Below are 17,985 nucleotides of genomic sequence, written 5' to 3' on the forward strand. Positions count from 1 at the left end.
AAGAGTTGTGCCACCGCCGACCAGTCTTCCCGGCACACCGGCCGACAAGCGTACATGACGCCCCGGACACCGTTCATGAAAAACGGGCGTATATGCTCTGCATCGGACTTTCCCATCGTCCCCACAGAGCACGGGGCGTGAACCGTTGGTCCTAGGTGTGCCGGGAAGACTGGTCGGCGGTCCGACAGCCGACTCCAGAAAGCCGCCTATGAGCATCGACCCGCTGGCACACTCCACGTCCCGGACGCCCCTCGCACGACTCGCCGAAGCACTGCGCAGCGACACCGTCGGGGGCTTCCTCCTGATCGGTGCGGCGCTGGTCGCGATCATCTGGATCAACTCGCCCTTCGGCGGGGTCTACGAGAACCTGCGATCGGTGACCGTGGGACCCGAGTCCCTGCACCTGAACCTCTCGTTGGAGACCTGGGCGGCGGACGCCCTGCTCGCCGTCTTCTTCTTCGTCGTGGGCAACGAGCTCAAGCAGGAGTTCGTGAACGGCGAGCTGCGCAACCCGCGCCGCGCCATGCTGCCGATCATCGCAGCGGTCTGCGGCATGCTCGTGCCCGCCGCGATCTACGCGGCGATCAACTTCTCCTCCCCGGACACCCTCCACGGGTGGGGCATCCCGATGGCCACCGACATCGCCTTCGCGGTGGCCATCCTCGCGGTGATCGGCCGGCACCTGCCGCCCGCGCTGCGGACCTTCCTGCTGACCCTGGCGATCGTCGACGACCTGGGCGCCATCATCGTGATCGCGGTGTTCTACACCTCGGGCATCGACCTGCTCATGCTGGCCGCCGCCCTGGTCGGCCTGGTGGTCTTCGGGTACCTCCAGCGCGGCAAGGGCCTGGCCGCCGCGCTGAACGCCTCGCGGCTGCCCAACTGGGTGGTGTACGTGCCGCTGGCGGTGCTGATCTGGGTGCTGATGCACGAGAGCGGCGTCCACGCCACCATCGCCGGTGTGGCCATGGGCCTGCTGATGCGCACCAAGGCGCTGCCCGGTGAGGCGCACGACCCCAGCCACGGCGTGGAGCAGATCCTGCGGCCCTGGTCGGCGGGCCTGGCCCTGCCGATCTTCGCGTTCTTCTCCGCCGGCGTGGTCATCGACGGGATGGGCGCGATCGTCAGCGACCCGGCCTCCCTCGGCATCATCCTGGGCCTGGTCGTCGGCAAGACCGTCGGCATCGCGGGCGGCTCGTGGATCACCACCAAGGTGACCCGGGCCGAACTGAACCCGAGCCTGAAGTGGATCGACATCGTCGGCATGTCCCAGCTGGCCGGGATCGGGTTCACCGTGTCGCTGCTGATCAGCGAACTGACCTTCGCGGGCTCCCCCGAGCACCTGGCGCACGCCAAGACCGGTGTGCTGGCCGCCTCGCTGATCGCCACCGCGCTGGCGGCGGTCATCCTGGGGGCGCGGTCGCGGCACTACAAGGGCAGGATGGACGCCCTGGCCGAGCAGGAGCGCGGCGACCGGGGCTGAGGCCCCGGGGCGGGACGTCCCACCGTGTCCGGGCTCCGGCGGTCCTCCGCCGGGGCCCAACACATTTCCGACGGTTCCGATACCACATCCGGCGGTGCCATGTGACACACCGGAATCACCGGGACAGGGTGATTTCCGTGTGCTACGTTCTAGGAAGTTGCAGTCGTGAACCCCCGATGGAGTCATCTCTCGGGAGATCACCGCGGTGACGGGAAAATCGTCACACGCGGTTTTCTTCATTTCTTCGAACGAGAGGCATCCATATGGCGACCGGTACGGTCAAGTGGTTCAACTCCGAAAAGGGCTTCGGCTTCATCGAGCAGGACGGCGGCGGCCCCGACGTCTTCGCCCACTACTCGAACATCCAGGCCACGGGCTTCCGCGAGCTGGCCGAGGGCCAGGCCGTGCAGTTCGACGCCGTCGCCGGGGCCAAGGGCCCCCAGGCCGAGAACATCACCCTGATCTAGTCTGATCCTCAGGAGCGCGAGCTCCTCCAGCGACGGGGTCCGCCCTTCGGGCGCCGGACCCCGTCGCTCTTCTTTTTCCCAGGTTTTCTCCGGCCGGCTCTCCGGGCATCGTGCCCCGACCGGCCCCGCGCCCCGGCACATCCGCCGGACGAGCGCCCACTGTTTTCATTCGGCAGTCTCATTCATCCGGCGTACCCCGGTTTCCCCCTGCGAGGCCGCAAGGCCTCCCGCCCGGCGAACGCCGTCGGCGAAAGGCCACACATGAGTCATCCGTACCGCACCGGTACGAACACCCGCAGCCGCCCCGCCCGGGGGTACGGCCGGCAGCGCCCCCGCGCCGCCGCCCGCCCCCGCACCGGCGGCGGCGGGCCCTCCGGGGAGTTCGCCCTCCCCGTCACCGTCACCCCGGCGCTGCCGCCGGCGGAGTCCTTCGAGGCCCTGGACATGCCCGCGGCCCTGAAGCGGACCCTGGCCAAGCAGGGCCTGACCACCCCGTCCGAGATCCAGGCGGCGACCCTGCCCGACTCCCTGGCCGGACGCGACGTCCTGGGCCGGAGCCGGACCGGGTCCGGCAAGACCCTGGCCTTCGGCCTGGCCCTGCTCGCCGGCCTGGACGGGCGCACCGCCGAGCCCCGGCGCCCCCTGGCGGTCGTCCTGGCCCCGACCCGGGAGCTGGCCCAGCAGGTCGCCGACTCCCTGGACCCCTACGCGCGTTCGGTGGGGGTGCGCTCGGCCATCGTCGTGGGCGGCATGCCGATCCACCGCCAGGCCCGCGCCCTGCGCCAGGGCGTCCACCTGGTCGTCGCCACCCCGGGGCGGCTGCGCGACCTGATGGAGCGCGGCGACTGCGTGCTGGACAAGGTGGAGTCGGCGGTCCTGGACGAGGCCGACCAGATGACCGACATGGGCTTCATGCCGCAGGTCACCGCCATCCTCCAGGAGGTCCCGGCCGACGGGCGGCGCATGCTGTTCTCCGCCACCCTGGACCGCAACGTCGATACCCTGGTCCGCCGCTTCCTGAACGACCCGGTGGTCCACTCGGTCGACCTGTCCGAGGGCGCCGTCTCCACCATGGAGCACCACGTCGTGCACGTGTCGCCCACGGAGAAGAAGGACGTCGTGACCAGGATCGCCGCCCGCGAGGGCCGGGTGATCATGTTCCTGGACACCAAGCGCGCGGTGGACCGGATGGCCGACCACCTGCTGGCCAACGGGATCCTGGCCGCGCCCCTGCACGGCGGCCGCAGCCAGCCGCAGCGGACGCGCACCCTCGACCAGTTCAAGCGGGGCGACGTCACCGCGCTGATCGCGACCAACGTCGCGGCGCGCGGCATCCACGTGGACGGCCTGGACCTGGTGGTCAACATCGACCCGCCCACCGACCACAAGGACTACCTGCACCGGGGCGGGCGCACCGCCCGGGCCGGGGAGCGGGGCAACGTGGTCACGCTCGTGCTGCCCGGCCAGCGCCGCGACATGACCCGGCTGATGGGCCGGGCGCGGATCGAGCCGCGCACCCTGGGCGGGGGCGCGAACGCCGCCGACCTGGCCGAGGTGACCGGGGCCCGCGAGCCCTCGGGCGTCCCGGTCACGGTGCGGTCCCCGGAGCCCCGCGAGCCGCGGCGCGACCGGGCCCCGCGCGGGCGGCGCCGCCCGCGCCGCTGACCGTGACCCGAACGGGCCCCGCGACCTCGTCGCGGGGCCCGTTCCGTGTCCGGAGCCGTTCCGTATCCGGGGCCGTTCCGTGCCCGGGGGTCGTCCCATGTCCGGGGACCGTCCCGTGTTCGGAGGCCGTTCCGTGCCCAGGGGTCGTCCCGTGTCCAGGGGCGTTCCGTGTTCGGAGGCCGTCCCGTGTCCAGGTCCCGTCCCATGTCCGAGGACCGTCCCGTGTCCAGAGCCGTCCCGTGCCCAGGGCCCGTTCCGTGCCCGGGGACCGCTCCGGGTCCGGCCCGGAGGGGGCGGTGGGAACGGCTCCGCGTCCGCCCGGCCCCTCTCGGCGGCCGGGGCGGGGAGCACCGGCCCGGCCCGCGGGGACCGCGCGCGGCGCCGCCCCCGCCTCAGTCCCGGGACGCCTCCAGGTAGGCGCGCCAGCCGCCGTACCCGCTGATGTCCCGCGCCCCCTCGGCCGCGACCGCCTCGCAGCCGAACCCCACCACCGTGCGCCCGTCGGCGAGGGTGACCGCGCCCAGGGCCATCGGCGCGGGCAGCGCCGCCAGGAAGGCCCCCAGCGCCGCCGGGGACAGCTTCCACACCTCGCAGGCCACCGCGGTCCCGCCGGAGGCGACCCGTTGCAGCCCCGGCTTGGGCGGGGTCGTGGGCAGGGCGACCATCCGGTACTCCGGCGCGGTCGCGGTGGCCTCCACGAACCGGGCGCCCGCCCCGGTGAGCTGGTGGTGCAGCGGCTGTCCGCGCAGGTGGGCGCCGAACACCGCCAGTTCCACGCCCGCGCCCGGGTGCAGCTCCCCCGGGTCCTGCCCGGTGAGCGCTCCGGCCAGGTCCAGGGCCACCTGGTCCTCGAACGCCCGGGCGATGAGGCTCACCCCGAACGGGCGGCCCTCCGCCTCCCCGGCCGGGACCGCGACCGCCGCCAGGTCCAGCAGGTTGACGAAGTTGGTGTAGGTGCCCAGCCGGGAGTTCACCCCCACCGGGTCCGCGGCCACCTCCGCCAGGGTGGGGTGCCCGACCGTGGTCGGCAGCAGCAGGGCGTCGGACCCGTCGAGGATCCCCGCCGCCGTCGCCCGGTAGGCGGCCAGGCGCTGCTGGTCCGCCGCCAGCCGGTGCGCGGGGAGGTCCTCCGCGGCCAGGATGATGCCCGCCACGGTGGGGTCGGCTCCCTCCGGGTGCGCCCTGAGGAAGTCCCCGACGGCCGCGTACCGCTCGGCGACCAGCGCGCCGTCGTAGAGCAGCCGGGCCGCCTCCAGCAGCGGGGCGACGTCCACCTCGGCGACCTCCGCGCCGGTCTTCTCCAGTACGGCCGCGGCCGCCGCGAAGGCCTCCCGCTCCGCCTCCGACAGCGGTTCCAGGCCCTCCGGGGACGGCACCGCCACCCGGCCCGCCCCGCGCGGGGCCAGGCGCACGTCGGCGGGCACCGGCCGGGAGTAGGGGTCGTCCTCCGCCGGGGACGACATCACCGCCACCGCCGCCCGGGCGGTGCCCAGGTCGCGGGCGAACACGGTGACGCAGTCGTAGGGCCGGGCCGCCGGGACCACCCCCGAGGCCGGGACCAGGCCCAGGGTGGGCTTGATCCCGACGATGCCGTTGAGGGCGGCGGGCACCCGCCCCGAGCCGGCGGTGTCCGTGCCCAGGGCGAGGTCCGCGATCCCCAGGGCGACCGCCACCGCCGAACCCGAGCTGGAGCCGCCCGAGATCCGCTCCGGGTCGGCGGCCCCGCGCACCGCGCCGTAGGGGCTGCGGGTGCCCACCAGGCCGGTGGCGAACTGGTCGAGGTTGGTCTTGCCCAGGACCAGGGCCCCGGCCCCGGCCAGCCTCCGCACCGCGGGCGCGCTCTCCTGCGGTGTGTACGCGAACCCCGGGTGGGCCGCTGTGGTGGGCAGCCCCGCCGCGTCGATGTTGTCCTTGACCGCCAGCAGCAGCCCGGCCAGCGGGAGGTCCTCCCCCGCCGCCAGCCGCTCCTCCAGGAGCGCGGCGTCGGCCAGCACCTCGGGTTCGGGGCGCAGGGAGATCCAGACCTCGGGGCGGTCGGCCTCGGCGATCCGCCGGTAGGCGGCGCGGACACGGTCGGTGGGTCGGTGCATCAGGCGGTCTCTCCTTGCGTGATGACGGCCAGGGCGCTCCCCGGGTCGAGGTGCTGGCCCGGGGTGACGAGGATGTCGGAGATCGTTCCCGCTCTGGGCGCGCGCACCACGACCTCCAGCTTCATCGCCTCCAGGCGGACGACCGGCTGGCCCTCCTCGACGGTGTCGCCCGGCCGGACGTCCACCTTCCACACGGAGGCGGCCAGCGGCGCCTCCACCACGGCGGCGCCCGGCGGCGTCTCCAGCGCCAGGGGGGCGACCGGCTCGGGTTCGGGTCGGTCGTCGAACTCCCCGGACGCCTCCCAGGCCAGGCGCTCGGCCTCGAACGCGGCGGCCTGGCGGGCCCGGAAGGCGGCGATGGAGCCGGCGTTGTCGGCCAGGAAGCGCTCGTGGTCGGCGAGGACGAACTCCCCGTCCTCGATCTCGAGCCCGTGGCTCCCGGCGAGCAGGTCGGCCCGCAGGTCCAGCAGCTCCTCGTGGCCGACCGGGTACCACCGGATCCGGTCGAAGAACCGCAGCAGCCAGGGCACGCCCGGCTCGAACGGCCCGTACTGGCCCAGCCCCGACCAGATGGGGACGGTGCGGCCGATCAGCTGGTAGCCGCCGGGGCTCTCCATGCCGTACACGCACAGGTAGGCGCCGCCGATGCCGACCCCGGCCTCGGGGGTCCAGGTGCGGGCCGGGTTGTACTTGGTGGTGACCAGCCGGTGGCGGGGGTCCAGCGGGGTGGCCGCGGGTGCGCCCAGGTAGACGTCGCCCAGGCCGAGCACCAGGTAGGAGGCGTCGAAGACGATGTCGCGCACCCGGTCGACCGAGTCCAGGCCGTTGATGCGGCGGATGAACTCGATGTTGTCGGGGTTCCAGGGGGCGTCGTCGCGCACGGCGGTGCCGTAGCGGGCGATGGCCTCGTGGATGGACGGGTCGTCGAAGGACAGCGGCAGGTTCAGGGTGCGGCTGGGCACCCTCAGGTCGGCGGCGGACGGCAGGTCCCGCTCGACCTCCCGCAGCAGGCCCAGCAGGGTGCGCAGCGGCAGGCGCTCGGGGTCGGTGTGCAGGTGCAGGGAGCGCACGCCCGGGGTGATGTCGACGATCCCCTCGGTCCCCGCCTCCTCCAGGGCGGTCATCAGGGCGTGGACGCGCATGCGCAGCCCCAGGTCGAGGGCCATCGGCCCGTACTCGACGAGGATGTTGTCGTGCCCGCCGCGCCGGTAGACGACCTCCGGGGAGTCCGCCCCGGCGGGGACGCGGCCCAGGACGCCGTCGTCGCCGTCGCCGCCGCCACCGCGCAGCAGCGGCGCCGCGGCGGGCTCGGTGTGCAGGCGCTCGGCGGCGGCCTCGGTGACCGGGTGGAACCGGACGGTGTCGCCGGGGCGGAGCTGGCCGACCTTCCACCGGGAGCCGGAGACCACGGTGACCGGGCACACGAACCCGCCCAGGCTGGGGCCGTCCGGTCCGAGCAGCACCGGGGTGTCGCCGGACAGGTTGACGGCGCCGACGGAGTAGGCGGTGTCGTGCACGTTGGAGGGGTGCAGGCCCGCCTCGCCGCCGTCCAGCCGGGCCCAGCCCTGCTTGGGGCCGGACAGGCGCACGCCGTTGCGCGCCGACTGGGGGTGGACCCGCCAGGCGGTGGCGTAGAACGCGTCCATGCCCTCCCGGGTGAGGAACTCGGGGGCGGCGTGCGGCCCCTCGGACACCTCGATGTCCCAGTGCGCCCCGCCCTCGGTGGGGACGGGCGGGGCGGGCCGCTCCGCCGCGGGGACGGGGGCGGGTTCCGGGGCCCCCTCCGCGACCGGCGCGGGGCGCAGCACGTCGCCCGGCAGGAGCGCGCGGCCGCTGTGGCCGCCGTAGCCGCCGGTCGTGAACGTGGAGGCGCTGCCCAGGTACTCGGGCACGTCCAGGCCGCCGCGCACCAGCACGTAGGTGCGCATGCCCGGGCCGCGGGCGGGGCCGACGTCGAGCAGGCCGCCCGCCGGGACCTCCACCGGCTCCCACTGGGCGGCCGGGACCCCGTCCACGGTGACCTCGGCGGGGGCGCCCGTGACGCAGACGGTGGCGGCGTGCGAGAACCGCAGGGCCGGGCCCTCGATGGTGCACTCCAGGCCGGGCGCGCCCTCGGGGTTGCCCAGGGCGCGGTTGCCCAGCCGCAGGGCGAGGTCGTCCATGGCGCCCGACGGGGGGACGCCCACCTGCCAGTAGCCGGTGCGGCCGGGGAAGTCCTGGACGGTGGTGAGGGTCCCGGCGCGCTCCACCTCGATCCGCGGCTCGGGGTCGCCCACCCCCGCGCAGGTCGCGGTGGTGTGGCCGACCGCGCGCACGTCCGGGTGGGCGGCCAGGGCGCGCAGCAGCCCCAGGTTGGTCTGGACCCCGTCCACGCGGGTGTCCGCCAGGGCGGCGGCCAGCCGGTCCCAGGCCTGCCGCCGGTCACCGCCGCGCACGATGACCTTGGCCAGCAGCGGGTCGTAGTCGCCGGTCACCCGGCGCCCGGTGGCGGCCCAGCCGTCCACGCGGACGCCCTCGGGGAACTCCACCCGCGTGAGCAGGCCCGGGCTGGGACGGAAGTCGTGGGCGGGGTCCTCCGCGTACACGCGCGCCTCGACGGCGTGCCCGGTGCGGACCGGGCCCTCGTCGGGGACGCCGGCGAGCACGTCCTCGCCGCGGGCCTGGCGCAGCATCCACGCCACCAGGTCGACGCCGGTGATCTCCTCGGTGATCGGGTGCTCCACCTGGAGCCGGGTGTTGACCTCCAGGAAGGACGCCTCGCCGCGGTCGACGTCGTAGACGAACTCCACGGTCCCGGCGCTGCGGTAGGACACCCCCGCGCACAGTTCGCGGGCGGTGCGGTGCAGCTCGTCGCGGACGCGGTCGGTCAGGCCCGGGGCGGGCGCCTCCTCCACGACCTTCTGGTTGCGGCGCTGGAGGGTGCAGTCGCGGTCCCCCAGGGTGACCACGCGGCCGTGCCCGTCCCCGAACACCTGGACCTCGATGTGCCGGGCCCGGGAGACGAAGCGCTCCAGGAACACCCCGCCCCCGCCGAAGTGGGTGCGGGCCGTCCGCTCCACCTGCTCGAAGGCGGCGCGCAGCCCGGCCTCGTCGTCGCACGGCCGCAGGCCGATGCCGCCGCCCCCGGAGGTGGCCTTGAGGATGACCGGGTAGCCGATCCGTTCGGCGGCGGCCACCGCGGCGTCGGCGTCGGGCAGGGTGTCGCTGCCCGCGACCATGGGCAGTCCGGCCGCGGCGGCGGCCTTGCGGGCGGTGTGCTTGTCGCCGAACCGCTCCAGGTGGTCCGGGGACGGGCCGACGAAGACCAGGCCCGCCTCCTCCACCGCGCGGGCGAAGGCGGCGTTCTCGGACAGGAACCCGTAGCCGGGGTGGATCGCCCCGGCCCCGGTGTCGGCGGCCGCCCTCAGGACGCGTTCGGCGTCGAGGTAGCTCCGGGCGGCCGGGGCGGGCCCCAGGCGGACCGCCTCGTCGGCCAGCCGGGTGTGCGCGGCGCCGGCGTCGGCGTCGGAGTACACGGCGACGGTGCGCAGCCCCAGGGCACGGGCGGATCGGATGATGCGGCAGGCGATCTCGCCGCGGTTGGCGACGAGCACGGAATCGAACACGCTGGCTCTCCTTGGTCCGGGTTCGGTGGGCCGGTCGGCGGCGCCGGGTGGGCGCCCTGTGCGGGCGGGGTCAGAACGCGCCGGAGTGCAGGGCCATCTGCGTGAGGGCGCGCCGGGCGCGCTCCAGGACGACCTCCATGGAGCCCCCCACGTGCTCGTGGAGGGCGCGGTAGGCGGCGTCCGGTTCGCCGTCGAGGAGGTGGCCGACGATGGCGAGGTGCTCGGTGATGGTGGAGGCGATCCGGTCCTCGGTGAGGAAGTCGTACATGCGCACCCGGCGGATGCGCCGGTTGACCGAGACCAGGGAGTCGGTGAGGGCCCGGTTGCCGCAGGCCCGGGAGAGGTCGGTGTGGAAGTCCTCGTCCAGCAGCACGAAGGAGGCGTCCGGTACGGGCGGGTCGGCCCCGATGGCCTCCCAGCGTTCGCGCTGGGCGCGGAGGATCGCGGGGTCGTGCCGCAGGGCGGGGTCCTCGATGGCGCGGGCGATGCCGCGCAGTTCGAGGGTGACCCGCAGTTCGTAGAGGTCGCGCAGTTCGGCGAGGTCGGGGACGGTGATGTGGAAGCCGTTCTCACGCCGCTCGACCAGGCCGTCGGAGTACAGCCGGGCCAGGGCCTCGCGGACCGGCGTGCGCGACACCCCGAAGCGCTCGGCCAGGCGCACCTCGCCCAGCCGGGTGTGCGGGGCGATGCGGCCGCTGAGGACCTCTTCCCGCAGCAGGGCGTAGACCCGGTCCCGGCGGGAGCCGGCCGGGTCGGCGGCGGGCCCGGCCGGGCGTGTATACAGCGGTGTGTCCATGGCCCCAGACGCTAGGAACGGCGTGTTTCGGCGGTCCTGTCCGTCGGTGAAGCCTGTGTTTCCCGGTGCCCGGCTGTGTTTCGCCGTGTTTCGGCTCCCGCCGGAGCGGCCCGGGCGCGGGTCCGGCCCGGGCGCGACCCCGCCCCGGGCGCCCGGGGCGACGGGGCGGGTCCCGTGCCGCGCCGCCTACCCTGCTGTCATGGGACCGGATCGCAGGAGTGTGCTGCTGGGGGCGCTCGGCGCGGCCGCGGGCGCCGTGCTCGCCGGGTGCGCGCGCGAGTCCGGTGTGCGCGTGCCCGAACTCGTCATCGCCACCGGCCCGCCCGGCGCCGTGTTCCGGGAGATCGGCGCCGAGATCGCCGTCCTGATGCGGGAGCGGCTGCCCGGCACCGAGGTGGTCACGGTGGACACCAACGCCTCGCACGACAACCTGTACCTGCTGGAGGACGGCAACGCGCACCTGGGGCTGTCGAGCCTGGACTCCACGCTCGACCACGAGTCGGAGATCTCCGAGGGCGGGGTGCTCAGCGCGGTCGGCCGCCTCTACGACAGCTTCGTCCACCTGGTGGTGCCCGAGGAGTCGGCGATCCGCGGCCTGGACGACCTTGCGGGGCTGCGGGTGTCGGTGGGCTCCAAGGACTCCGGCACGGAGTTCACCGCCCAACGGATCCTGCGCGAGACCGGGCTGTCCGCCGAGACCGTGCTGATGGACCAGGCCGCCTCCGCCGAGGCCCTGGCCTCCGGGGGGATCGACGCCATGTTCTCCCTGACCGGGCTGCCCACCCCCGCCATCGCCGGCCTGGCCCGGGAGCGGGACGTCCGCTTCATCGATCTGAGCGGCACGGCCGGGGTCATGGCCGACGCCTACCCCGAGTCCTACTTCCAGGCGACCATCCCCGCGACCACCTACCACGGGGTGCCCGCCTGCCCCACGATGTCCACGCCCAACCTGCTGCTGTGCCGCTCCGACCTGCCGGACGACCTGGTGTTCGAGGTGACCGACACCGTGTACCGGGGAGCGGCCCGGCTGGCCGCCCAGCGGCCCGAGGCCGCCCAGATCAACGTGCGCACCGGCATCTCCACGGGCCTGGTCCCGCTGCACCCCGGCGCCGAGCGGTGGTACCGGGAGAACAAGCCCTCCTGAGCCGCCTCCCCCGGCCTCCGGAAACCCGCCGGGCGCCTCGCGAACCCTCCGGCGGAACCGGAGGGCGTTCGGAGGGCGTTCGAAGGGCGGGCCCTAGTCGGCGTCCCGGCGGTCGGGGGCGGGGTCGGCCGCGGGGAGTTCCAGGGTGACCCCGAAACCGCGCCGGCCGGTGCCGGGCAGCCCCGTGCCCAGGACCAGCCGCCCGCCCGCCTCCCCCATCAGATCGGCGACGATGGCCAGGCCGAGCCCGGTGCCCTCGGTGTTCTGGTGGCGCGGAGAGCGCCAGAACCGGTCCAGGGCCAGGGCGTACTCCGCCTCCGGCAGCCCCTCCCCGTCGTCGAGGACCCGCAGGCGCACCGGGTCGCCCGGGTCGGCCCGCACCACCACCCGGGTGCCGCCCGACAGCCTCAGGGCGTTGCTGACCAGCTCGTCCAGGATGCTGCCCAGCCCGCCCGCCGGGGCCAGCACCCACAGGCCCGCCGGGACGTCCGTCTCGACGGCGATCCCCCGGCCCTCCCCCAGCGCCCGCCACCGCTCCTCGCGGCTGCGCAGCACCTCGGCGGCCTCCACCGGCTCCGTGCCGGTGAGGCTCTCCAACCGGGTGGCGGCCAGCAGCGAGTTCAGCATCCGGTGCATCACCGTGGTCTCGTCGATCGCGACCGCGTGCGCCTCCCGCGCCTCCTCCGACTCCAGGTACGGCGCCAGGTTCTCCACCGCCAGCCGCAGGCTCGCCAACGGGTTGCGCAGCTGGTGCGAGGCCTCCGAGACGAACGCGCGCTGGCGGTCCAGCGCCCGGCTCACCACCCCCACCATCGTGTTGAAGGAGTCGGTGAGCCTGCGCAGCTCCGGCGGCCCGCCCGCGGCGTCCACGTGCACCTCCAGGTCGCCGGAGGAGACCGCGGTGGTGGCCGCGTCGAGCCGGTTGATGGGCCGCAGCACCCACCGGGACAGCGGCACCACCGCCGACACCAGCAGGGTCAGCGGCAGCACGCTGAACAGCGCGAGCAGCGCCCACGAACCGAGGATCTCCGCCCCCAGCCGGTCGGTGGGCGACACGACCACGACCGCGCCCGCCACCTCGCTGTCGCGGCCGATCGGCTCGGCCACCACCAGCGGCTCCCCGCTCCACGGCCAGACCGTGGCCGGCGGCGCGGGCCGCTCCCCCGCCATCGCCGCGGTGACGATGGGCCGGGCCTGCGCGGCGTCCAGCAGCTCGCGCATCCGGGCGCGGTCGCCCGACCCGGTGACCACCGCCCCGTCGGGGGCGACCACGACGGCGGGGATCCCGTACAGCTCCTCGTAGCGCTCCATCTCCCGGGCCAGCGGGTCCACCCGCCCGGTGTCGAGCGCGGTGCGGGCCAGCGCGGTGAACCGCCCGGCGTCGCCGAGCCGGTCCACGTACATCTCCTGGGTGAGCTGCCCCGCCACGACCGTGCCCAACGGGACGAGGACCGCGGCGACCAGCACGAACGCGGTCGGCACCAGGATGAGGAGCAGGCGCCGCAGCACGTCAGGCCTCGTCGAGCAGGTAGCCGACCCCGCGGACGGTGCGTATCCGCACCGCGTGGCCCACCTTGGCGCGCAGCGAGGCGATGTGGGTGTCGAGGGTGCGCGAGGACGTCTCCCAGGCGGTGCCCCACACCTGGTCGAGGATCTGGTCGCGGGCCACCACCGAGGGCGACCGGGAGGCCAGCAGCAGGAGCAGGTCGAACTCCTTGCGGGCGAGCCGCACCGGTTCGCCGCCGACGGCGGCCGTGCGCGAGGCGGCGTCCAGGGTGAGGGACCCGACGGTGACCGGCGGCTCCTCGGGCTCCACCTCGGAGCGGGCGCTGCGGGTGCGCCGCAGCACCGCGTCGATGCGGGCCAGCAGCTCGGCCACCCCGAAGGGCTTGACGACGTAGTCGTCGGCCCCGGCCCGCAGCCCGCGCACCCGGTCGCGTTCCTCGGCCCGGGCCGTGACGGCGATGATCGCCGTCTGCGGACGCTCGCGCAGCCGCCGCAGCAGGTCGATCCCGTCGGCGTCGGGCAGCCCCAGGTCGAGCAGGACCACGTCGGCGGGCGGCGCCGCCAGCGCCCGCTCCGCGGTGGCGACCCGCTGGACCTCGAAGGAGGCCGACCGCAGTGCCGTCACCAGCCCGCGGGCGACCCGGTCGTCGTCCTCCACCACGAGAATGCGCATGTCCAGCATGTTAAGCAGCGGCCGGAGCGGCCGCGCCGCGGATCCGGGGACCTGGGGCTCACGGACCCCGGAAATGAGAAAAGTGTTCCCTGCGGTGCGCGAGTGCGCTGGGGAACACCGTGGTGCGCGATCCCGAGCCGTCCGTCTCCGGCCACGGACGGCCCGGTCACCGGGAGCGCGTCCCGGTCACCCTTCGGTCAGGCGGTGACCGCCTCGGCGGCACGGGATCGCCCGCGACGGCCCCAGGGGAGGAGGCTGTCGAGGGAGTAGCGTCCGCCCGCGAAGCCCAGGGCGAGCGAGGTCGCGCCCAGGACCAGCAGGAACTCGTAGCCGCCGACGAGGGGGTCGCCCAGGTGGGCGAAGTAGTAGGCGTTCGCCATCATGAACGCCAGGGCCAGCCCCGCCAGGGGCAGGGCGAGGCCGACGATGAGCGCCAGGCCGCCGCCGACCTCGATGGCCGCCCCGAGCAGGGCGGAGAAGGCCGGGAAGGGGATGCCCAGGGAGGCGAAGCCCTGTGCGGTCCCCTCCAGGTCGGCGGCCTTGGGGAGGCCGTGGGCGACGAAGACGACGCCGACGGCGACCCGTGCGATGAGGGCGGCGACGTCTCCGACGGCGGGCGGGAGGATGGATCTCCGATGCGGTGCTCGGATCATGGGAACTCCGTGTTCTGTGAGCGGGTCACCCGGAGGTACCGCGTCGCACCGTTGAGACCGCGGTCTTTACCGGGTGGTCGGATGGTAACCCGCAGTCGGCCGGACACATAGAGTGCAACCTGCGAAAGAACGCGGACTTTCGGATACCCCCTGCTCAAAACCCCTGACAGAACGGGGCTCAGTTCCGGGTCCGGGTGCCCCCCGGGTCGGTGTACCGGGGTTCGGCCCCCTCGGGGTCCAGGACGCCGAGCATCGCCTCGGCGATGGCCCGCAACTGTCCGACCTGTTCCGGTTCGAGCACGTCGAACAGGACCCGGCGCACCTCGGCCACGTGGCCCGGGGCGGCGGCCTCCAGAACCCGTTCGCCCTTTTCGGTGAGCTCCACGAACGTGGTGCGCCGGTCGCCGGGGCGGCGGAAGCGGCGGATGAGGCCGTCGTCCTCCAGCTTGGCGGCGGCGTGCGACAGGCGGCTGGGCGAGGAGCGCAGCAGCCGGGCCAGCTCGGTCATGGTCAGCGACCGCTCGGGGGCCTCCGACAGCATCGCCAGCGCCTGGTAGTAGGTGTGCGGGAGACCGGAGTCCCGCCGTAGCTGGCGATCCAGGGAGGCGTCGAGGAGATGGACGGCGGCCAGGAAGGTCCGCCAGGTCCGCTGCTGCCCGTCGTCCAGCCACACGACTTCGGCCACCCTTGCACCCCCGGAATACTTGAACTCTCAACCTTGTTCTCGTCGTCGACCGGCCCGACCCCGGAAGGACGACATGGAGACGACAGCGGCGCGCATGCCGACCCTCTACCTCAGCCACGGAGCACCGCCGCTCGCCGACGACGCCGAATGGACCCGGCAGCTCGCCGACTGGTCCGGCCGCATCGCCCGCCCCACCGCGATCCTGGTGGTCTCCGCGCACTGGGAGGACGCCCCGCTCACCCTCGGCGCGACCGCCGGCGGGGTCCCCCTCACCTATGACTTCTGGGGCTTCCCGCAACGCTACTACGACGTCACGTACACGGCTCCCGGAGCGCCCGCGCTGGCGGAGAAGGTGCGCGGCCTGGTCGGCGGCCCGGTCCACCAGGACCCCGCCCGGGGCCTGGACCACGGCGCCTACGTCCCGCTGAAGGAGATGTACCCCGGGGCCGACATCCCGGTGCTCCAGGTCTCCATGCCGTCCCTGGACCCCGTCGAGCTGCTCGGGCTGGGCGAGCGCCTGGCCCCGCTGCGCGACGAGGGCGTGCTGATCGTCGGCAGCGGGTTCACCACCCACAACCTGCGCGAGATGTCCCGCAGCGCGCACGGCACCGCCCCGGCCTGGTCGGTGGAGTTCGACGACTGGGTGAAGCGCGCGGTGGCCGACCACGACGTCGACGCCCTGCTGGACTTCGGGCACAAGGCGCCGGCGGCCGCGATCGCCCACCCGCGCAGCGACCACTTCGCGCCGCTGTTCGTCGCCCTGGGCGCCGGGCTCGCGGACCACCGCGGGTCCGCGTCGACCGTGGACGGGTTCTGGCACGGGCTGGCCAAGCGCTCCTTCCAGTTCGACTAGGGCCCGCCGGAACGCCGAAAACGCGTGGCGGAGTGTCCGGGGTGTCCGGGAGACTCGTCCCATGTCGGACACCCCTGAAAACGCGCGCTCCGTGGCGGACCTGGTCAGGGTCCAGGGCCGGATCAAGTACCTGCACTTCTGGGGCCACCACCCCCACCCCTCCGGCGAGGTCTCGGCGAGCTGCCTGTCGCAGTGGTGGCCCGCCGACTTCACCGTGGACGGGGTCCTCTACCGCACCGCCGAGCACTACATGATGGCGGGCAAGGCACGGCTCTTCGGCGACGACGAGGTCCTCGGGGAGATCCTCGCCTGCAAGCACCCGCGCGAGGCCAAGGTGCTGGGCCGCAAGGTCCGCGGGTTCGACCAGGAGGCCTGGGAGGCGGCCCGGTTCGGCATCGTGGTGGACGGCGGTGTCGCCAAGTTCGGGCAGAACGCCGACCTGCGGGACTTCCTACTCGGCACCGGGCGGCGGGTGCTGGTGGAGGCCAGCCCCCGGGACCGGATCTGGGGCATCGGGATGTCCGCCTCGCACGAGAACGCCGAGAACCCGGCGCTCTGGCGCGGGCACAACCTGCTGGGCTTCGCCCTGATGGAGACCCGCGCCCGGCTGGCCGCCGCGGCCTGACCCGCGTGGCGGAGCCGGGTCTGCGCGGGTCGGATCCGGCACGGCCCGGGGCCCGGATACGGCCGGAACGACGCGTCCGATTCCCGCCGGACTCGCGGGCCCGCAGCGGCCAGGATCGTTCCCATGAACGAGAACACGCACCACACCGCCGAGGCCGCGCTCGTCACCGGCGGCGGCCGGGGGATCGGGGCCGCGGTCGCCGTCCGGCTGGCCGAGGCGGGCTTCGACGTCGCCCTCACCTACGAACGCGACGAACAGGCCGCCGCCGAGGTCGTCTCCCTGATCGAGAAGCACGGGCGGCGCGGACTGGCCCTGCGGGCCGACGCCTCCGACGCCGACGCCGTCACCGGGGCCGTCGACCGGGCGGCCGCCGAGTTCGGGAGGCTGGACGTCCTGGTCAACAACGCCGCGGTCTTCCCCGTCGGCCCCCACGACGGGCACACCGTCGAGGAGATCGACCGGGTGCTGGCGGTCAACGTCCGGGCGCCCTTCCTGGCGTCCCGGGCGGCGGCCCGCCACATGGACGGCGACGGCCGGATCGTCACCGTGGGCAGCAACGTGGCGACCCGGGTGCCCTTCGGCGGCCTCACCCTGTACACCCTGAGCAAGTCGGCGCTGGCCGGCATGACCCGCGGGCTGGCCCGCGACCTGGGCCCGCGCGGCATCACGGTCGCCCAGGTCGACCCGGGTCCCACCGACACCGACACCAACCCGGCGGACGGCCCGAACGCCGACGGCATCCGCTCCCTGGTGCCGCTGGGCCGGTTCGCCCGTCCCGCGGAGATCGCCGAGACGGTCGCCCACCTGGTGGGGCCGGGCGGCCGGTTCATCACCGGCGCGGTGCTCCCCGTCGACGGCGGCATCAACGCCTGACCCGGAGGCGGGCCTCCCTCCCCGTGGCGGTGCGGGAGGCCCGCGTCGGGTTCAACGGCCCATGACGGCGCCGCCGTTGACCTGGATCACCTGGCCGGTGACGTGTCCGGCCCCGGGCGAGGCCAGCCAGGCGATCGTCTCGGCCACGTCCTCGGGCAGCCCGGCCCGGCCGGTGACGGTCTGGGAGACCAGCCGGTCGTGCCGGGCCTGTGTCATCCCCCCGCCGAAGAACCCGGTCCGGGAGATGTAGCCGGGCACCACGATGTTCACCGTGCACCCGGTCGGCCCCAGCCGGGCGGCCAGGTCGAAGGTCCATCCGTGCAGGGCGGCCTTGGTGGCGGAGTAGGAGCCCCCGCCGCCGCGCACCGCCGCGATGGAGCCGACGTTGACGACCCGGGCGCCGCCCTCGCGCAGGTACGGCAGGAGCGCCTCGGTCGACAGGACGGCGGTGAGGACGTTGGCCGCCCAGTCGTCCGACCAGCCCCGCGCGATCCCGGCCAGGGTGTCGTCGGGGGCCGGCCGCAGCCCCCCGGCGTTGTTGACGACGACGTCCACCCCGCCCAGGCGCTCGGCCAGGGCGGGCAGGTGCTCGCCGACGGCGGCCGGGTCGGCCAGGTCGAGGGCGGCGCGGTGCGCGGCGTCGTCGCCGTAGCGGGAGCGCAGCTCACCGACGGCCTCGTCCAGGGGGCCCTCGCGGCGGCCGGTCAGCCCGACGCGGTAGCCGCGGGCGGCCAGGGCGCGGGCGGTGGCCAGGCCGACACCGGTGCCCCCTCCGGAGACGACCGCGGTGCGGGCGGTGCCGGATGTGCCGGGGGCGGGCATGTCGGAAGCGGGCATGTCGGGGTCGCTTTCTCCAGGGGGCGGTCC

Annotated in this window: 15 protein-coding genes; 7 read left to right on the forward strand and 8 right to left on the reverse strand. The window is 74.6% G+C overall.

The genetic code is table 11. From position 1 onward, the window contains the following. Positions 1-208 precede the first annotated feature (208 nt). From nhaA to KGD84_RS30470, 3 genes are all read left to right on the forward strand, one after another. Complete coding sequence (nhaA, locus tag KGD84_RS30460; protein ID WP_220563747.1) at positions 209-1,483, forward strand: Na+/H+ antiporter NhaA; 1,275 nt, start codon at positions 209-211, stop codon at positions 1,481-1,483. Positions 1,484-1,746: 263 nt separating this feature from the next. Beyond that, on the forward strand, positions 1,747-1,950 hold the full coding sequence (locus KGD84_RS30465; RefSeq protein WP_220563748.1) for a cold-shock protein: 204 nt from the start codon (positions 1,747-1,749) through the stop codon (positions 1,948-1,950). A gap of 261 nt (positions 1,951-2,211) precedes the next feature. Beyond that, positions 2,212-3,615 (forward strand): DEAD/DEAH box helicase, encoded by a 1,404-nt coding sequence (locus KGD84_RS30470; protein ID WP_220563749.1) that lies wholly within the window; start codon positions 2,212-2,214, stop codon positions 3,613-3,615. Positions 3,616-4,007: 392 nt separating this feature from the next. On the opposite strand, the gene atzF is transcribed toward KGD84_RS30470, so the two are convergent. From atzF to KGD84_RS30485, 3 genes are all read right to left on the reverse strand, one after another. Next, positions 4,008-5,705 (reverse strand): allophanate hydrolase, encoded by a 1,698-nt coding sequence (atzF, locus tag KGD84_RS30475; RefSeq protein WP_220563750.1) that lies wholly within the window; start codon positions 5,703-5,705, stop codon positions 4,008-4,010. Further along, on the reverse strand, positions 5,705-9,310 hold the full coding sequence (gene uca / locus KGD84_RS30480) for an urea carboxylase (protein WP_220563751.1): 3,606 nt from the start codon (positions 9,308-9,310) through the stop codon (positions 5,705-5,707). The genes atzF and uca overlap by 1 nt, the downstream gene beginning before the upstream one ends. Before the next feature lie 70 nt (positions 9,311-9,380). Next, positions 9,381-10,106 (reverse strand): GntR family transcriptional regulator, encoded by a 726-nt coding sequence (locus tag KGD84_RS30485; protein WP_220563752.1) that lies wholly within the window; start codon positions 10,104-10,106, stop codon positions 9,381-9,383. Between the two features lie 199 nt (positions 10,107-10,305). Between KGD84_RS30485 and KGD84_RS30490 the strand changes: the two genes are divergently transcribed. Further along, positions 10,306-11,250, forward strand: a complete 945-nt coding sequence (locus tag KGD84_RS30490) for a TAXI family TRAP transporter solute-binding subunit (RefSeq protein ID WP_220563753.1) — start codon at positions 10,306-10,308, stop codon at positions 11,248-11,250. A gap of 93 nt (positions 11,251-11,343) precedes the next feature. Here KGD84_RS30490 and KGD84_RS30495 read toward each other — a convergent pair whose 3' ends face one another. The 4 genes from KGD84_RS30495 to KGD84_RS30510 form a co-directional block, all read right to left on the reverse strand. Beyond that, complete coding sequence (locus KGD84_RS30495; protein WP_220563754.1) at positions 11,344-12,759, reverse strand: sensor histidine kinase; 1,416 nt, start codon at positions 12,757-12,759, stop codon at positions 11,344-11,346. Between the two features lies 1 nt (position 12,760). Continuing rightward, a complete protein-coding gene (locus tag KGD84_RS30500) occupies positions 12,761-13,438 on the reverse strand; it encodes a response regulator transcription factor (RefSeq protein WP_220563755.1) in 678 nt (225 codons plus the stop codon). Between the two features lie 188 nt (positions 13,439-13,626). Further along, a complete protein-coding gene (locus KGD84_RS30505) occupies positions 13,627-14,082 on the reverse strand; it encodes a DoxX family protein (protein ID WP_220563756.1) in 456 nt (151 codons plus the stop codon). A gap of 178 nt (positions 14,083-14,260) precedes the next feature. Next, positions 14,261-14,767, reverse strand: coding sequence for a MarR family winged helix-turn-helix transcriptional regulator (locus KGD84_RS30510; protein ID WP_220563757.1), 507 nt, complete (start codon positions 14,765-14,767; stop codon positions 14,261-14,263). Positions 14,768-14,840: 73 nt separating this feature from the next. On the opposite strand from KGD84_RS30510, the gene KGD84_RS30515 reads away from it, so the two are divergent. The 3 genes from KGD84_RS30515 to KGD84_RS30525 all read left to right on the forward strand — a co-directional run bounded on the left by KGD84_RS30515 (position 14,841) and on the right by KGD84_RS30525 (position 17,118). Further along, positions 14,841-15,620 carry a dioxygenase family protein gene (locus KGD84_RS30515; RefSeq protein WP_255646895.1) on the forward strand — a complete coding sequence of 260 codons (780 nt, stop codon included), beginning with the start codon at positions 14,841-14,843 and terminating at the stop codon, positions 15,618-15,620. 61 nt (positions 15,621-15,681) lie between these two features. Continuing rightward, the gene (locus tag KGD84_RS30520; protein WP_220563758.1) at positions 15,682-16,245 is read left to right on the forward strand and encodes an NADAR family protein; all 564 of its coding nucleotides are present in this window, start codon (positions 15,682-15,684) and stop codon (positions 16,243-16,245) included. A gap of 123 nt (positions 16,246-16,368) precedes the next feature. Beyond that, entirely contained in the window at positions 16,369-17,118 is a 750-nt protein-coding gene (locus KGD84_RS30525; RefSeq protein ID WP_220563759.1) for an SDR family NAD(P)-dependent oxidoreductase, read from the forward strand. 51 nt (positions 17,119-17,169) lie between these two features. On the opposite strand, the gene KGD84_RS30530 is transcribed toward KGD84_RS30525, so the two are convergent. Beyond that, positions 17,170-17,955 (reverse strand): SDR family NAD(P)-dependent oxidoreductase, encoded by a 786-nt coding sequence (locus KGD84_RS30530; RefSeq protein ID WP_255646896.1) that lies wholly within the window; start codon positions 17,953-17,955, stop codon positions 17,170-17,172. Positions 17,956-17,985: the final 30 nt, after the last annotated feature.

Source organism: Nocardiopsis changdeensis (assembly GCF_018316655.1).
Lineage (GTDB): Bacteria > Actinomycetota > Actinomycetes > Streptosporangiales > Streptosporangiaceae > Nocardiopsis > Nocardiopsis changdeensis.

Excerpts from the sequence above, each read along its gene's own strand:
- KGD84_RS30525 (WP_220563759.1), top strand. The coding sequence starts at position 16,369 with ATGAACGAGAACACGCACCACACCGCCGAGGCCGCGCTCGTCACCGGC.
- KGD84_RS30500 (WP_220563755.1), bottom strand. The coding sequence starts at position 13,438 with ATGCTGGACATGCGCATTCTCGTGGTGGAGGACGACGACCGGGTCGCC.
- atzF (WP_220563750.1), bottom strand. The coding sequence starts at position 5,705 with ATGCACCGACCCACCGACCGTGTCCGCGCCGCCTACCGGCGGATCGCC.
- KGD84_RS30485 (WP_220563752.1), bottom strand. The coding sequence starts at position 10,106 with ATGGACACACCGCTGTATACACGCCCGGCCGGGCCCGCCGCCGACCCG.
- KGD84_RS30490 (WP_220563753.1), top strand. The coding sequence starts at position 10,306 with ATGGGACCGGATCGCAGGAGTGTGCTGCTGGGGGCGCTCGGCGCGGCC.
- KGD84_RS30520 (WP_220563758.1), top strand. The coding sequence starts at position 15,682 with ATGTCGGACACCCCTGAAAACGCGCGCTCCGTGGCGGACCTGGTCAGG.
- nhaA (WP_220563747.1), top strand. The coding sequence starts at position 209 with ATGAGCATCGACCCGCTGGCACACTCCACGTCCCGGACGCCCCTCGCA.
- KGD84_RS30515 (WP_255646895.1), top strand. The coding sequence starts at position 14,841 with ATGGAGACGACAGCGGCGCGCATGCCGACCCTCTACCTCAGCCACGGA.
- KGD84_RS30530 (WP_255646896.1), bottom strand. The coding sequence starts at position 17,955 with ATGCCCGCTTCCGACATGCCCGCCCCCGGCACATCCGGCACCGCCCGC.
- KGD84_RS30505 (WP_220563756.1), bottom strand. The coding sequence starts at position 14,082 with ATGATCCGAGCACCGCATCGGAGATCCATCCTCCCGCCCGCCGTCGGA.
- KGD84_RS30465 (WP_220563748.1), top strand. The coding sequence starts at position 1,747 with ATGGCGACCGGTACGGTCAAGTGGTTCAACTCCGAAAAGGGCTTCGGC.
- KGD84_RS30470 (WP_220563749.1), top strand. The coding sequence starts at position 2,212 with ATGAGTCATCCGTACCGCACCGGTACGAACACCCGCAGCCGCCCCGCC.